At 41.3% G+C, this 16,561-nt stretch carries 12 protein-coding genes; 4 read left to right on the top strand and 8 right to left on the bottom strand.

Annotated elements, in window-relative coordinates:
* The first annotated feature begins 41 nt into the window (after nt 1-41).
* Together nrdB and yfaE are read left to right on the top strand one after the other, a co-directional pair.
* Nucleotides 42-1,172 carry a class Ia ribonucleoside-diphosphate reductase subunit beta gene (nrdB, locus tag L1267_RS10260; RefSeq protein ID WP_130051426.1) on the top strand — a complete coding sequence of 377 codons (1,131 nt, stop codon included), beginning with the start codon at nt 42-44 and terminating at the stop codon, nt 1,170-1,172.
* On the top strand, nt 1,172-1,444 hold the full coding sequence (gene yfaE / locus L1267_RS10255; protein WP_235382756.1) for a class I ribonucleotide reductase maintenance protein YfaE: 273 nt from the start codon (nt 1,172-1,174) through the stop codon (nt 1,442-1,444). The genes nrdB and yfaE overlap by 1 nt, the downstream gene beginning before the upstream one ends.
* Here yfaE and L1267_RS10250 read toward each other — a convergent pair.
* Nucleotides 1,441-1,968, bottom strand: a complete 528-nt coding sequence (locus tag L1267_RS10250) for a YaeQ family protein (RefSeq protein WP_135924734.1) — start codon at nt 1,966-1,968, stop codon at nt 1,441-1,443. The two genes, yfaE and L1267_RS10250, sit on opposite strands and share 4 nt — an antisense overlap.
* Nucleotides 1,969-2,122: 154 nt before the next feature.
* Between L1267_RS10250 and L1267_RS10245 the strand changes: the two genes are divergently transcribed.
* Entirely contained in the window at nt 2,123-4,534 is a 2,412-nt protein-coding gene (locus tag L1267_RS10245; protein ID WP_235382755.1) for a TonB-dependent receptor, read from the top strand.
* A 90-nt stretch (nt 4,535-4,624) separates the two neighbouring features.
* Here the strand turns inward: L1267_RS10245 and glnS are convergent, their stop codons facing one another.
* On the bottom strand, nt 4,625-6,292 hold the full coding sequence (glnS, locus tag L1267_RS10240; protein ID WP_135924739.1) for a glutamine--tRNA ligase: 1,668 nt from the start codon (nt 6,290-6,292) through the stop codon (nt 4,625-4,627).
* A gap of 228 nt (nt 6,293-6,520) precedes the next feature.
* Between glnS and L1267_RS10235 the strand changes: the two genes are divergently transcribed.
* Nucleotides 6,521-7,591, top strand: a complete 1,071-nt coding sequence (locus tag L1267_RS10235) for a DUF3083 family protein (RefSeq protein WP_135924742.1) — start codon at nt 6,521-6,523, stop codon at nt 7,589-7,591.
* Between the two features lie 74 nt (nt 7,592-7,665).
* Here the strand turns inward: L1267_RS10235 and argA are convergent, their stop codons facing one another.
* The 6 genes from argA to L1267_RS10205 form a co-directional block, all read right to left on the bottom strand.
* The gene (gene argA, locus L1267_RS10230) at nt 7,666-9,006 is read right to left on the bottom strand and encodes an amino-acid N-acetyltransferase (RefSeq protein ID WP_135924744.1); all 1,341 of its coding nucleotides are present in this window, start codon (nt 9,004-9,006) and stop codon (nt 7,666-7,668) included.
* Between the two features lie 195 nt (nt 9,007-9,201).
* Entirely contained in the window at nt 9,202-10,074 is an 873-nt protein-coding gene (gene sucD, locus L1267_RS10225; RefSeq protein WP_235382754.1) for a succinate--CoA ligase subunit alpha, read from the bottom strand.
* On the bottom strand, nt 10,074-11,240 hold the full coding sequence (gene sucC, locus L1267_RS10220; RefSeq protein WP_135924747.1) for an ADP-forming succinate--CoA ligase subunit beta: 1,167 nt from the start codon (nt 11,238-11,240) through the stop codon (nt 10,074-10,076). The genes sucD and sucC overlap by 1 nt, the downstream gene beginning before the upstream one ends.
* A gap of 177 nt (nt 11,241-11,417) precedes the next feature.
* Nucleotides 11,418-12,929, bottom strand: coding sequence for a 2-oxoglutarate dehydrogenase complex dihydrolipoyllysine-residue succinyltransferase (odhB, locus tag L1267_RS10215; protein WP_135924749.1), 1,512 nt, complete (start codon nt 12,927-12,929; stop codon nt 11,418-11,420).
* A 3-nt stretch (nt 12,930-12,932) separates the two neighbouring features.
* On the bottom strand, nt 12,933-15,752 hold the full coding sequence (locus L1267_RS10210) for a 2-oxoglutarate dehydrogenase E1 component (RefSeq protein ID WP_199526438.1): 2,820 nt from the start codon (nt 15,750-15,752) through the stop codon (nt 12,933-12,935).
* Between the two features lie 84 nt (nt 15,753-15,836).
* Nucleotides 15,837-16,553 (bottom strand): succinate dehydrogenase iron-sulfur subunit, encoded by a 717-nt coding sequence (locus L1267_RS10205; RefSeq protein ID WP_199526437.1) that lies wholly within the window; start codon nt 16,551-16,553, stop codon nt 15,837-15,839.
* Nucleotides 16,554-16,561 lie beyond the last annotated feature (8 nt).

Here is a 16,561-nt window from a genome sequence, read left to right as displayed (position 1 = left end):
CATTTGCCCGCTTTGTCCTGACTGTTTTTTGAGAAATCACTATGTCATATACAACTTTTAGCCGAAACCATAATAACCAATTACAAGAACCGATGTTTTTCGGCCAAACTGTAAACGTGTCACGTTACGACCAACAAAAGTACCCTATCTTCGAAAAGCTAATTGAAAAACAATTATCGTTCTTTTGGCGTCCTGAAGAAGTTGACGTAAGTAAAGACCGTCTTGACTTCCAAGCGTTACCGGACCACGAAAAACACATCTTTTTAAGCAACTTGAAATATCAAACCTTGCTAGATAGTGTGCAAGGTCGTTCACCTAACGTTGCGTTACTACCCATTGTGTCTATTCCTGAGCTTGAAACTTGGATTGAAACATGGGCGTTTAGTGAAACAATTCACAGCCGTTCATACACGCATATTATTCGTAACGTTACGCAGTCTCCCGAGCTTATCTTTGATGATATCGTCAGTAACGAGAAGATCAGTGAACGTGCTGATGCGGTTACCAAATACTACGATGATTTAATCAATATGATTTCTGTTTACAATCTATATGGTGAAGGTAAACATGTGATCAACGGTGAAGAAGTAAAAGTCAGCTTATTTGACCTTAAAAAGCAACTTTACCTAGCTATGATGTCGGTTAACATTCTAGAAGCTATTCGTTTCTATGTAAGCTTTGCCTGTTCATTCGCGTTCGCAGAGCGTGAGTTAATGGAAGGTAATGCGAAAATCATCAAGCTTATTGCCCGTGATGAAGCGCTCCACTTATCTGGCACGCAACACATTCTAAATATCATGCAAGAAGGCAAAGACGATCCTGAAATGGCAATCGTTGCTGCACAATGCCGTGAAGAAGCGATTCAGATGTTTGTTGAAGCTGCTGAGCAAGAAAAAGATTGGGCTGAATACTTGTTTAAAGATGGTTCTATGATTGGCTTAAATAAAGATATCTTATGTCAATATGTTGAATACATCACAAATGCGCGTATGACAGCGGTTGGCTTACCTGCACAGTTCGAAAGTAAGAGTAACCCTATTCCATGGATCAACTCTTGGTTAGTATCAGACAACGTTCAAGTTGCTCCACAAGAAGCTGAAATTAGCTCTTACCTTGTAGGCCAAATTGATTCTCAGGTTGATGCATCAGATTTTGGTGACTTCGATCTGTAATGAGCACTAACACTACTGCAGAGGTTATCCTTGCAGGAACAGACAGCCAGAGTCTCGAATTTGATTCTGGCTGTTCATCTCTCCTTGAATGCCTAGAACAACACAAAATAGACGTCCCGTACCAATGCCGTGAAGGTTATTGTGGCGCATGCCGCGCTAAATTAGTCGAAGGTGATGTGAGTTATAACCAAGAACCACTTGCGTTTGTACGCTCAGGTGAAGTGTTGCTGTGTTGTAGTAAACCCAACGGTAAGGTAAAAATTGAGCTTTAATGCCACACAAGATCGTTTGTTTGGTAGAAGTTTTCTTTGTCTGAGACACTCACTGTCTGTTGATCTATCGTTACATCCCACTGTAAGTTTTTAGTCAAATGGCTCGCCAATTGCTCAATAAAGTTTCCATCAAAGGCAATTAAATGGCTATTATTTATCAGCTCTAATTGATGCTCATATTCCTGTAACCACTCATTGTTTAGCGTAGTTACAACCCATAGTTCGTCGACACGTTTAGCAATTTTACTCAATATTGTAAAATCAGGTTCTCCAACTGCTAGCCACATTTCATAATGCTCATCAAGGGCTTTAATTGACACATCTGGCTCACTACTTTTAAGCCGTGCGTTCATGGTTGCCATTTTATTATGAGAAAATAAGCAGTAGCTTAAAAGCTTTAACACAAAATGTTCATAGCTTTCTTGCCTATCACATGCCGTGGTGAAAACCTCTTGGTGATTTCGCTGTTCGCGCAAATCTGCAATAGTAAAATTGGCTTTAAAAACACGATTCTTATCAGACATAACGAATGTCCATCTAACTGAAACATTCTAAGTATAGTTTACGGTGTAAAATTCGCGACTTAGTTAAAAGTTATAGTATAACGTTATTGCAGATAAAAAATTGCAGTGTTATATTATATCACAACACTCAACAACAAACTTAGAAGTAGTAATAATGAAGCAAATTTCAATTCTTTCTAGTGCTGTTGCCGCTGCGCTGTTTTCTCAATCAACAATGGCTGCTGTGATCACAGGTCAAGTATTAGATAAAAATCAGCAACCTATCAGTAACGCTGAAGTTCACGTTCATGGTAAGTCACAAAGCGTTGTGACCAATAAACAAGGCCAGTTTAAAATCGATGTGGATAACAAAGGCCAATTACACATCAGCAAAGACGATTTTATCGATAAACGTGTTGAAATTAATGGTGATAATCAAAATCTAGTTATTACTCTCACGCCAACATCTGTAGAAACAGTTGTTGTCTATGCTTCTGCGCTTCATAAAAATAGCCTTGAAATGATCTCACCCGTTAACGTATTGGCTGGTGATAATCTTAAAAATAAGGCTAAGCCGACCCTAGGCGAAACACTAAAAGGCCTACCTGGTGTGAATGCTAGTTATTTTGGCCCAGTTTCATCAAGCCCAATCATTCGCGGCTTAGATGGTCCGCGTGTGAAAATCACTCAAAATGGCCTTGATAGCAGTGATGCATCACGTATAGGCCCAGATCACGCAACATCAAATGACAGCCTAGCCGCTGAACAAATTGAAGTGTTACGAGGCCCTGCCACCCTACTTTACGGCTCAGGTGCGATAGGTGGTGTGGTAAATGTTGTTGATAATCGTATTCCTACCGACAATATCGACACTTTAACAGGCGCTGCGCAATACACCCATGATACAGTATCAAACACCAATACTTATGCCGCAAAACTTGAAACCGGTAATGAAGGTTTCAACTTCCATTTTGATGGCACAAAGCGCAAAGGTCATGATTATAAAACACCAACATTCGAGCTTCCTGAAGAGCATGACGAACATGAGGGTGAAGATCATGAAGAGCACGAAACCGCTAACCGTGTAGAAAACACCTTTATCGATAGCCAAAATGTTAATTTTGGTACGAGTTATGTTGGCGACCACCTAACATTGGGTGTGTCATATGGTCGCATCGAAACAGATTACGGTATTCCCGCCCATGAACACCATCATCACGAAGAGCATGAAGAAGGTGAGCATCATGATGAAAACGAAGGTGAAGAAGAACACGAAGAGTCTGTCTTCGCGCAATTAGAGCAAGATCGCTGGCAAAGTTACATGAGCTATGCGCTACATAATAACTGGATTGAAAATATCTCACTACGTGTGGGTTACACAGACTATAAACATGCCGAAATTGAAGATGGTGCAGTTGGCACTGTGTTTTCTAACAAAACCACTGAAGCACGTGCAACCGTTGAACATAAATTAGGCCTTTGGCACGGTATGGCTGGCTACCACTACACAGAATCAGACTACGATGCTGATGGTGAAGAAGCCTTTACACCAGCAAGTGTAACTAAAACCAATGCACTATTCATGCTTGAAGAGCGTCAATTTGGTGATGTAACCGTTGAATTAGGCGCACGTATTGAGGATTACCAAATTGACTCGGCAGTTAGTATGGCAGAGCACCATCATGACCACGCTCACGAAGAGGAAGAAGGTCACGATGACGAAGAAGCAGAAATCATCAATTACAGCGAAGATTTCACAAATCTAAGTTTTTCTGCAGGTGCAATCTGGCAATATCAAGAAGGCCAAAGTGTTGCGCTTAGCGTTTCTCGTTCAGAGCGCGCGCCTCTTAGTGCTGAACTACTTTCAAATGGTGTACACATTGCAACTGGCACATATGAGTTAGGCCTTGGTTATCATATCGAAGACGGCGAAATACACTTTGAGCCTGAAGATATCGATCAAGAAACTGCAACCAACTTTGATTTAAGTTTCCGCCGCTTTATTGGTGACTTTGGTTACACCGTTAACTTTTTCTACAACGACATTGAAAACTACTATTACCAGCAAAGTACTGGGCTCGTATTCGATGAAGAGCACGGTCTAGAGTCAGCAGCAGAGGCTGACGAAGACGCAATGGCGGTGTATCAATTTGCAAGTAAAGATGCAAAACTTTATGGTATTGAGTTTGACGTCCACTACCAAGTGTCACCTAGCACATTGGTTAAAGTGTTTGGTGATTCAACAACTGCTAAATTAAAAGATGGCGAAGGTTACCTACCACGTATTCCAGCAAACAAACTTGGTTCTGAACTACAGTATACTGTTGGCGGTTGGCAATTTAGCCTAGCAGGCACTCATTATTTTGAGCAGTCAGATATTACCGCTTATGAAACAAAAACTGACGGTTATACCCTGTTTGATGCATCGGCAAATTACCAACTTGATTTAGGCCCTGTCGATACGCAGCTGTACATTAATGCTGATAACTTAACGGATGAACTAGGTTTCGTTCACAGTTCATTTATTAAAGAAAAAGCACCACTACCTGGTCGCAACTTTAGCTTAGGTATTCGCGGCTATTTTTAATCACTTTTAATAGTTATAAAAAAACCCTTTCACTTTAAAAGTGAAAGGGTTTTTTATTAAGCTTAGAAACTTAAACAATTAGTTAAAAGTTTAGCCCTTTTGTTCAATCTTTGCCCATGAATCACGAAGACCCACAGTTTGATTAAATACTAGTGAGTCGGCTTTGTTATCACGACAGAAATAGCCCATGCGTTCAAACTGGAAGCCCTGCTCTGCTTGTGCATTAGCAAGAGACGGTTCAAGTTTCGCGTTAGCAAGAACCACGAGTGATTCTGGATTTAGCGTTGCATTGAAGTCTTCAGCAGCAGCTGGGTTTGGTACGTTAAATAAACGGTCGTATAAACGTACTTCAGCGGTGATTGACTCACTGGCTGATACCCAATGGATTACACCTTTAACTTTACGGCCATCGCTTGGGTTTTTACCTAGCGTTTCTGGATCGTAAGAACAGAAAATAGTGGTGATTTCACCGTTCTCGTCTTTTTCAACACGCTCAGCTTTAATTACATAAGCACCACGTAAACGTACTTCTTTATCAAGTACTAAACGTTTAAACTTATTATTTGCTTCTTCACGGAAGTCTTCACGCTCAATATAAATCTCACGTGTGAAAGGCACATCACGACGGCCCATCTCTTCTTTATTCGGGTGATTGGCAACTGATAAAGTCTCTACTTTATCTGCATCATAGTTTTCGATAACAATCTTCACCGGATCAAGAACAGCCATTGCACGCGGTGCATGCTCATTAAGATCTTCACGGATACACGCTTCAAGCATACCCATTTCAACCATGTTTTCTTGCTTGGTGATACCGATGCGAGAACAGAATTCACGTACTGATGCAGGTGTATAACCGCGACGACGCAGACCAGCAATCGTTGGCATACGTGGGTCGTCCCAGCCTTCAACATGACCATTAACCACTAAGTCGTTTAATTTACGCTTAGACATAATGGTGTATTCAAGGTTTAATCGTGAAAACTCGATTTGCTGTGGGTGACACTCAAGGCTGATGTTATCTAATACCCAATCGTATAAACGACGGTTATCTTGGAACTCAAGCGTACATAGTGAATGCGTGATACCTTCTAGTGCATCTGAAATACAGTGCGTGAAGTCGTACATTGGGTAAATACACCACTTATCACCTGTTTGGTGGTGGTGAGCAAAACGTACACGGTATAAAATCGGATCACGCAATACCATGAATGAACTTGCCATATCGATTTTAGCACGCAGTACACACTCGCCTTCTTTGAATTCGCCATTACGCATTTTTTCAAATAGCGCTAGGTTTTCTTCTACTGGCGTATCACGGTACGGGCTATTTTTACCTGGCTCTTTTAAAGTACCACGGTATTCACGTGCTTGATCTGGCGATAAGAAACACACATACGCAAGGCCTTTTTCGATAAGCTCAACAGCATAGCCGTATAACGCATCGAAATAGTTAGATGAATACTTAATTTCACCATCCCACTGAAAACCTAACCACTGCACATCTTCTTTAATTGAATTTACGTAATTGATGTCTTCTTTTTCTGGATTCGTATCATCAAAACGTAAGTTACAAAGACCTTGATAATCTTGGGCAATACCAAAATTTAAACAGATAGACTTTGCATGACCAATGTGTAAAAAACCGTTTGGTTCAGGTGGAAAACGCGTGTGTGTAGTCGCATGCTTACCGCTTGCGAGATCTTCGTCGATACGCGTTCTAATAAAGTTACTTGGGCGATTCTCAATTTCCGCCATAGGAGCATAATCCTCAAAATATTGCATGGTGACAAAACTAATGCATTATTACAAAAACAAACCCTAACATACAGTAGTTGAGCCATGTTTATTGAAGATAATAAGCCGATTATTGAATACATTGTTTACAGACGCTGCAAAATCGGTAAAAAAATTGTTCTAACGCAATAAAATGATCATTGACTAGCGATATAGTGCCGTCAGTTTCACTACCAATAAGGAAAAAAGATGGCTTCGCTCAATCAACATAGAGTCTATATTCCAAGCTCTGCGCGTGCTAACCAGTATGTGCTAGTTGAGTTTAAACCTACTGATGAGTTTTTTGCACAGTTTAGTAATGTAAGCTGTGCTTATAAGCGTCTTGCAAGGGAGTTATTTGCACTATGTGATGAATATGAACTGCACAATGTACATCTGATCGCTAACGATAAGTTACCTGTCGTTCGTTACCATGATGAGGCATATAGTTTAGAAACCGCTAAGCAGATTTTGTTTTTCTATAACCCACAATACCACGAAGCACATAATGTGTTTGCCGCTAATGATGTAAAATGCAAAAAAATTCGTTTATTATTTTTGGCTACAGGTGAAGATATTCGTGCTAATGCAGCAAGTTTTCACCATAACGTACAGCGCGTAATAAACTCATTACAAGAAAAGCTATTAAGCGGCCAACCTCCACTTAAAATTCGCGATCACCAGCATCTTACTTATGATTTATTTGCTAAAGCAAAAGGTCACAAAGAAAGCTATGGCTATAAATTGCGTAGCTTATATCCACGCTATCAATCTCGCCAATGTCATTTACCAACACAGCACAGTGAAATGACTTATGCTGGGTTTTCTATTCCAGTAACCCGCGCGATTAAAACGCAATTTCAACATATGTTGAATGAAGAGAATTACACGCAATTTTATCAATATATTTTTGATGCATTTAAACGAGCTTGCGAAAAACGAGCGCTAACCCTTGGTGCTTTTATCGCTAATGGTACCCGCCCTATTGTTCGTAATAGCAATATTGATAACGCACAAAGTAACAGTGAACTGCAAAAGCTAACCTTTGATTGCAGCTCAGAGCAAGTGCAATTACAACATTATTGGGATGCAAATCAACTTGTTGATTCTCTACATTTTGTGATTGCCGCAGCCGATAAAGACAAGCATGACATTGGTTATGGTAAGTTTATGAATCAAGTGCAAAGCGCAATTAATGAAGTAACTGACGAGCTGGCCTTTAATCCAACGCGCCAAGATTTACGTGTGCGCTTTTATCAGCACATTAACTATGAGTATTAATTAAATACAATATATAGAATTAGAGGTGACGCACATGCGTCACCTTTTTTATAGCAATCCACTCAGTTGTCCTATCAACGGTTTTTACTTAGTTTAGTAAGGTCCAGTCGCAGCACTTTAGAACGGCGCTCATAGTTATACAGTGCCTTTTTCTTCGCCGGTAACTCATCAACGGTCACTAATTCAAAGCTTTGTTCTAAAAACCAATGAATACTGCGTGTGGTTAAAGCGAATAAATGCGAGTAACCCGCACGTTTGGCTTTATTAATAATAAAACGCAGTAGGTAACTCCCTCTATCTGCATCTCGGTACTGTGGATGAACAGCCAGACTTGCAAACTCCCCCACTTGTTCTTCAGCAAATGGGTATAAAGCGGCACAGGCGATAATTAAACCATCACGCTCAATGACAGTAAATTGCTCTATTTCTATCTCAAGCTGCTCTCTAGAACGCCTAACTAAATAGCCCTGCTCTTCAAGCGGTCTGATCAGATTAATAATCCCGGTAATATCAGATATTGTTGCACTACGTAACTGTTCAGAGCTTTGCGGCGCGATTTGCGTACCAATGCCATCTAATGAGAAAAGCTCTTGTAATAATGCGCCATCTTCTTTGTAACTAACTAAATGACAACGATGTACGCCGCCACGACATGCATCAATGGCCGCTTGTAAGAATACCGTTGCACTTAAACATGAATCAGGTTGATTACGGTAGTTTGCTAAGACAGATTCTGCCTCATTTGGCATAAGCTCGGCAATTGCTTCACCGTTTTCATCCAAGATACCGGCCTCTTTACAAAAACCGAGCATTTTGTCAGCGCGCAGTTTTAATGCAACCTGAGTGGCAATTTCTTCAGCAGTTAAATTAAAACTTTCACCTGTCACTGAGGCGGCAATCGGACCAAGTAGTACGATACTGTTATTGTTTAATTGATGACGAATCCCTTCAACATCAATACGTCTTACACGGCCTGAGTGATGATAATCAATGCCTTCGTCAACTCCTAAAGGCTGAGCAATAACAAAATTACCGCTGACCACATTCAAGTATGAACCAGTCATAGGAGTACTACTTAAAGACGTAGATAAACGCGCGGTTATATCGAACTGCATTGCACCCGCAACTTTCTTTATTACATCAAAAGTCGCGTTATCAGTAACACGTATTTCATTATGAAACTGACTAGTTATGCCAAATTCTTGCAGTGCCGCATTGAACTGTGGCCTTGCACCAAACACTAAAACAATTTTGATACCTAAGCTCGTTAATAATGCAACATCATTAATGATGCTACGACAACCTGGCTGATCAATTGCTTCTCCGCCGAGCATTACAACGAAAGTTTTACCTCGGTGAGCATTAACATAAGGAGTTGACTGGCGAAATCCATCTACCAATTCTGTGGTACGCACGTGATATTTACCTTTTTTAATAACAGCGTTTTATATAAAAACAAATAAACAAGGTATCAGTGTATGGAATTTTTATTCACAAATAAAGCATTATTATTCTTAATTTAAAGCTAGAATTTTCGTGCACAAACTAGGAAACTCTCAGATACAAAAAAGGCCCGCATAAGCGAGCCTTTTTTAAGAGATTAAAACTGATTACCAGCCTGTTTTCTCTTTAAGTGCAGCACCGATGTCAGCTAGTGAACGTACAGTTTTTACGCCAGCAGCTTCTAATGCAGCAAATTTCTCATCAGCAGTACCTTTACCACCTGCGATGATTGCACCTGCGTGACCCATGCGCTTACCTGGAGGAGCCGTAACACCTGCAATGTAAGAAACAACTGGTTTAGTCACGTTGTGCTTGATGTATTCTGCAGCTTCTTCTTCTGCAGTACCACCGATTTCACCGATCATTACGATTGCTTCAGTTTGCTCGTCTTTTTCGAACATTTCTAAAACGTCGATGAAGTTAGTGCCAGGGATTGGGTCACCACCGATACCAACACATGTTGATTGGCCGAAACCAGCGTCAGTAGTTTGTTTAACCGCTTCGTAAGTTAAAGTACCAGAACGTGATACGATACCTACTTTACCAGGCTTGTGGATGTGACCAGGCATGATACCGATCTTCGTTTCACCCGGAGTGATAACACCTGGGCAGTTAGGACCGATCATACGAACACCAGTTTGCTCAAGCTTAACTTTAACGTCAACCATGTCTAGTGTTGGGATACCTTCAGTGATACAAACGATAAGCTCGATGCCAGCATCGATAGCTTCTAAGATTGCATCTTTACAGAAAGCTGCTGGTACATAGATAACTGATGCAGTTGCACCAGTTGCTTCAACAGCGTCACGTACTGTGTTGAATACTGGAAGACCAAGGTGCGTTTGACCGCCTTTACCTGGGCTTACACCACCAACCATTTGTGTACCGTACTCAAGCGCTTGCTCAGAGTGGAAAGTACCTTGGCCACCTGTGAAACCTTGACAGATAACTTTTGTATCTTTATTGATTAATACAGACATTATTTGCCCTCCGCAGCAGCAACAACTTTTTCAGCTGCGTCTGTTAGTGATTCAGCAGCGATGATGTTAAGGTCAGAATTAGCAAGTACTTCACGACCTAGTTCAGCGTTAGTACCTTCTAAACGTACTACTACAGGAACGTTTACGCCTACTTCTTTAACTGCGCCAATGATACCTTCAGCGATCATGTCACAACGTACGATACCACCAAAGATGTTAACTAAAACAGCTTTAACGTTGTCGTCAGATAAGATGATCTTGAATGCTTCAGATACACGCTCTTTAGTAGCACCACCACCAACATCTAGGAAGTTAGCTGGCTTACCACCGTGTAGGTTTACGATGTCCATAGTACCCATTGCAAGGCCTGCACCGTTAACCATACAACCAACGTTACCGTCTAGTGCAACGTAGTTAAGCTCGAAGCTTGCAGCGTGAGCTTCACGTGCATCTTCTTGTGAAGGATCGTGCATTTCACGGATTTTAGGTTGACGGTAAAGCGCGTTACCATCTACACCGATTTTACCGTCTAGACAGTGAAGGTTACCTTCGTCTGTAATTACTAGCGGGTTGATTTCTAATAGTGCGAAATCGAAATCGTTGAACATGTTAGCAAGACCCATGAAGATCTTAACGAACTGTTTCATTTGAGTAGGGTTTAAACCTAGTTTGAAGCCTAATTCACGAGCTTGGTATGCTTGTGGACCAACTAGTGGATCGATCTCAGCTTTGTGAATTAGTTCTGGAGTTTCTTCTGCAACTTGCTCGATTTCAACACCACCTTCAGTAGATGCCATGAAAACAACTTTACGAGAAGCACGATCTACTACAGCGCCAAGGTATAATTCGTTAGCGATGTCAGTGCAGCTTTCAACAAGGATTTTAGCTACTGGCTGACCATTTTCGTCTGTTTGGTAAGTAACTAAGTTTTTACCTAACCAGTTCGCAGCGAACTCTTTTACTTCGTCGATTGTTTTAACTAGCTTAACACCGCCAGCTTTACCACGGCCACCTGCGTGAACCTGTGTTTTAACAACCCACATATCACCGCCGATTTTCTCAGCAGCTGCTGCAGCTTCTTCAGGTGTATCGCAAGCGAAACCTTGAGAAACTGGTAAACCATATTCGGCAAAAAGTTGTTTTGCCTGATACTCATGCAAATTCATGATGCTTTATCCAATTTTTTATACTAAAAGAGCTGAATATTTATGCAAAATAAACAGCTATCCCAAATTGCGCACTTAGTATAAATCCCAAGGCTCCACATGAAAACCCCAGTTAGACCAAAGGCGCAAAAAAAAAGCTGTGAACAGGGTTCACAGCTTAGTTTTTATACAACCAGATTAAACATCTAGTAGTAAACGAGTTGGATCTTCAAGTAACTCTTTAATTGTTACTAGGAAGCCTACTGATTCTTTACCATCGATTTGGCGGTGATCGTAAGATAACGCTAAATACATCATTGGTAAGATTTCAACTTTACCGTTAACAGCCATTGGGCGATCTTGGATTTTATGCATACCCAAGATTGAAGACTGTGGCAAGTTGATGATAGGTGTAGAAAGTAATGAACCGAATACACCACCGTTAGTAATTGTGAAGTTACCACCAGTCATGTCTTCGATAGATAGTTTACCGTCACGACCTTTAAGTGCTAATTCACGGATACCTTTTTCGATTTCTGCCACTGATAGCTTGTCACAGTCTTTAAGAACTGGTGTAACAAGACCACGTGGAGTTGAAACCGCAATGCTGATGTCGAAGTAGTTATGATAAACGATATCATCACCATCGATAGATGCATTCACCTCAGGGAAACGCTTAAGTGCTTCAGTAACTGCTTTCACGTAGAAAGACATGAAACCTAAACGGATCCCATGACGCTTTTCGAACACTTCTTGATACTGCTTACGAAGATCCATGATTGGCTTCATGTTAACTTCGTTGAATGTAGTTAACATTGCAGTTGAGTTTTTCGCTTCAAGAAGACGATTAGCGATAGTTTTACGTAAACGTGTCATAGGAACACGTTTTTGTGTACGGTCACCCATAGGTGCTGCTGGCGCTGCTTCAGCTTTTGGTGCTGCTGCAGGAGCTTTTAAGAATGTATCGACATCTTCTTTAGTCACACGACCGTTTTTGCCTGTGCCTTTGATTTTAGATGCATCAAGACCTTTCTCAGCGATTAAACGACGAACTGATGGTGTTAACACATCAGAGCTATCATTTGATTCGCTTGCAGTAGCCTCTTCAGCTTTTGCTGCAGGTGCTTTAGCTGGTGCTGCGCCCGCTTTAACTGTACCAATTACTTGCTCACCAAGTACTGTTTCGCCTTCAGCGTGAATGTGCTCACCCATGATACCGTCTTCTTGAGCAACCACTTCAAGAACAACTTTATCAGTTTCGATATCAACTAGGTTTTGATCGCGAGTTACCGCTTCACCTGGTTGAACATGCCAAGTAGCAATTGTCGCGTCTGCGACTGATTCTGGAAGTACAGGTACTTTAATGTCCACTTCTTTACCTTCTGATGCTGGTGCTGATTGCGCCTCTGGCGCGTCTTCTGATTTTGCTGGTGCAGATTCTTTGGCAGAGTCGTCACTTGCTGGTGCAGCATCTGCATCACCAAGTAATGCAATTACTTGCTCGCCAAGTACCGTTGCACCTTCTTCTTGTGAAATTTCAGTGATTACACCATCGTTTGGTGCAACAACTTCTAAAACAACTTTATCTGTTTCGATATCAACCAAGTTTTGGTCGCGGCTTACTTTGTCGCCAACACTTACGTGCCATGTTGCAACAGTAGCATCAGCAACCGACTCAGGAAGTACAGGAACTTTAATTTCTGTGCTCATTGCTTATCCTTTCTTTTCAATAGTAAGCGCGTCTGCAACGAGCGCTTGTTGTTCTTTATTATGCACTGACATGTAACCACACGCTGGTGATGCTGATGCTTTACGACCTGCGTAAGTTAATTTAGCACCTTCAGGAATTGCATCAACAAAATGATGTTGAGAACAATACCATGCACCTTGGTTTTGCGGCTCTTCTTGACACCAAACAAAATCTTTAACGTGTTGGTAACGTTGCATGATTGTATCCATCTCTGCGTGTGGGAATGGATATAATTGTTCTACACGAACAATAGCAATGTTATTTAATTCTTGTTTACGACGCTCTTGTAGTAATTCGTAATAAACTTTACCACTACAGAATACAACGCGTTCTACTTTATCTGCTGCAATATCATCGATTTCATCGATCATATTGTGGAACACACCTTCAGATAATTCTTCAAGTGTTGAAGTTGCCAGCGGATGACGAAGTAGTGACTTAGGTGTCATAACAATCAATGGACGACGTAAAGGACGTACAGATTGACGACGAAGCATTGCATAAACTTGCGCTGGTGTTGAAGGCACACACACTTGCATATTGTGATCAGCACACAATTGTAAGAAACGCTCAAGACGTGCCGAGCTATGCTCTGGGCCTTGACCTTCATAACCATGTGGAAGTAAACATGTAAGACCACATAAACGGCCCCACTTTTGTTCACCTGAACTTAAGAATTGGTCAAATACAACTTGTGCACCGTTAGCGAAGTCACCAAATTGTGCTTCCCACATTACAAGTGAAGTTGGTTCAGCTGTTGCGTAACCATATTCAAATGCAAGTACCGCTTCTTCAGAAAGTACTGAGTCGTATACTTCAAATGAACCTTGTTTTTCGCTGATGTTTTGCAGCGGCAAGTAGGTTGATGCATCTTTTTGGTTATGGATAACAGCATGACGGTGGAAGAAAGTACCACGACCTGAGTCTTGACCTGTTAAACGGATATCTGTGCCCGCATCAACAAGTGAAGCATAAGCTAGCGTTTCAGCCATACCCCAATCAAGTGGTTTTTCACCTGATGCCATTAGCTTACGGTCGTCGTAAATTTTCTTAACACGCGACTGAGCTTTATGGTTCTCTGGGTAGCTTGATACTTTTTCACCAAGTTCTTTTAGTTTTTCAACAGAAAGTTTTGCATCGTACTCAACATCCCAATCGTGACCAACGAATTTAGCCCAATCTGAAGAGTGAGATGTTTCTGGTTGAATTTCTTCAACAACACAGTTACCGCCATCAAGACCGTTACGGTACTCATCAGCAAGTGCTTTGACTTCATCTTCTGTAAATGAACCTTCAGACACAAGTTGGTCAGCATAAATTAGGCGTGGAACTGGGTGTTTTTTGATTTTCTGGTACATAAGTGGTTGAGTCGCATTCGGCTCATCCGCTTCGTTATGACCATGACGGCGATAACATACTAAATCAATTACAACGTCACGCTTGAATTGATTTCTGAAATCAAGTGCGATTTGAGTAACAAATGCAACCGCTTCTGGATCGTCAGAATTAACGTGGAAAATAGGTGCCTGAACCATTTTCGCAATGTCAGTACAGTATGGTGTAGAACGAACATCCGCTTGTTTTGACGTTGTAAAACCAACTTGGTTGTTTACCACGATACGGATACTACCACCACAACTAAATGCATTAGTTTGCGATAAGTTAAATGTTTCTTGAACAACACCTTGACCTGCGATTGCAGAGTCACCGTGAATAGTAATTGGTAATGCTTTAATACCTGACTTATCACCTAAACGGTCTAAACGAGCGCGTACCGAACCCATAACTACTGGGTTAACGATTTCAAGGTGAGATGGGTTAAACGCAAGTGCCATATGCACGTTGCCACCCTTTGTAGCGAAGTCAGATGAATAACCCATGTGATATTTAACATCACCTGAGCTTAAAGTATCTTTGTGTTTACCAGCGAACTCATCGAATAATTCTGATGGGTTTTTACCTAAAACGTTCACTAGTACGTTCAAGCGACCGCGGTGAGCCATACCAATAACAGCTTCTTTTTGTCCGCTTTCACCTGCACGATGAATTAGTTCTTTAAGCATTGGTACCAACGCATCACCACCTTCAAGTGAGAAACGTTTTGCACCAGGGAACTTAGCCCCTAAATATTTTTCAAGGCCATCTGCAGCTGTTAATCCTTTAAGGATACGTAGCTTTTCTTCTTTAGAGAACGTTGGACGAGATTGCACTGATTCTAAACGCTGTTGTAACCAACGTTTTTCTTCAGTTGAAGTGATGTGCATATACTCTGCACCAACTGAACCACAATACGTGGTCTTAAGTGCTTGGTATAGCTCACCTAAAGGCATGGTGTCGCGACCTACGGCAAACGAACCCACATTGAATTCACGGTCAAAATCAGCTTCAGATAAATCGTGGTATTCAAGTTCAAGATCTCGAACTCGTTCGCGTTCCCAGATACCTAATGGATCTAGGTTAGCATTTTGGTGACCACGGAAACGGAAAGCATTAATAAGTTGTAGCACTTTGACCTGTTTAGGATCGCCAGAGCCACCCTCTGCTACCACTACTTCTCTATGCTTGTTTTTAGCAAGCTCCGCAAATTGTGAACGAACCTCTGAATGTTTTACGTCAACATCCACACCATCTACTTTTGGTAATTGTTCGAACACTTCTCGCCATTCTTCTGGCACAGAAGTCGCATCATCTAAGTACGCTTCATAAAGCTCTTCTACGTAAGCAACGTTTCCGCCGTTTAAGTGAGAAGATTCTAGCCATGCCTTCATCACACCTTCGTGCATTTATAAGCCCTTTTCTTTAGCGCAGAAATTAATTGTTGTAAAAACAAGGTGGTTAATCACTTAACCACCTTACATATTCAAGCTTTAAACAGCGCGGTTTAAAAGCATTGATTTGATTTGTCCAATTGCTTTAGTCGGATTAAGACCTTTAGGACACACGCTAACACAGTTCATAATACTGTGACAACGGAACACGCTGAACGCATCGTCAAGATCTGCAAGACGCTCTTCAGTCGCTGTATCGCGGCTATCAGCCAAGAAACGATACGCATGAAGAAGACCCGCAGGACCGATGAACTTGTCTGGATTCCACCAGAACGAAGGACACGATGTAGAACAACATGCACATAAAATACACTCATATAAGCCATCTAACTTATCACGTTCTTCGATAGATTGAAGACGCTCACCCGCCGCTGGCGTGTCATTAATTAGATAAGGCTTAACTTTTTCGTATTGAGTGTAGAACTGACTCATGTCAATAACAAGGTCACGTACCACAGGTAAACCAGGTAATGGACGAATTACGATTTTACCTTTGCCACCTTTAAGTAGCGTTGATAAAGGAGTAATACATGCTAAACCGTTTTTACCATTCATGTTGATACCGTCAGAACCACACACACCTTCACGGCATGAACGACGGAATGATAATGTTGGATCTTGCTCTTTTAGTTTCATTAGAGCATCCAAAACCATCATATCTTGGCCTTCTTGCGTTTCTAGCGTGAAGTCCTGCATACGTGGTGCATTATCAACATCTGGATTGTAACGATAAACGGAAAATTGTACTTGTGCCATCGTCTCGC

The sequence above is a fragment of the Pseudoalteromonas sp. OFAV1 genome, assembly GCF_021532595.1.
GTDB classification, from domain to species: Bacteria; Pseudomonadota; Gammaproteobacteria; order Enterobacterales; family Alteromonadaceae; genus Pseudoalteromonas; species Pseudoalteromonas lipolytica_C.
Note: the sequence above shows the minus strand (reverse complement) of the source record. Positions and strands in the feature narration are given on the sequence as shown.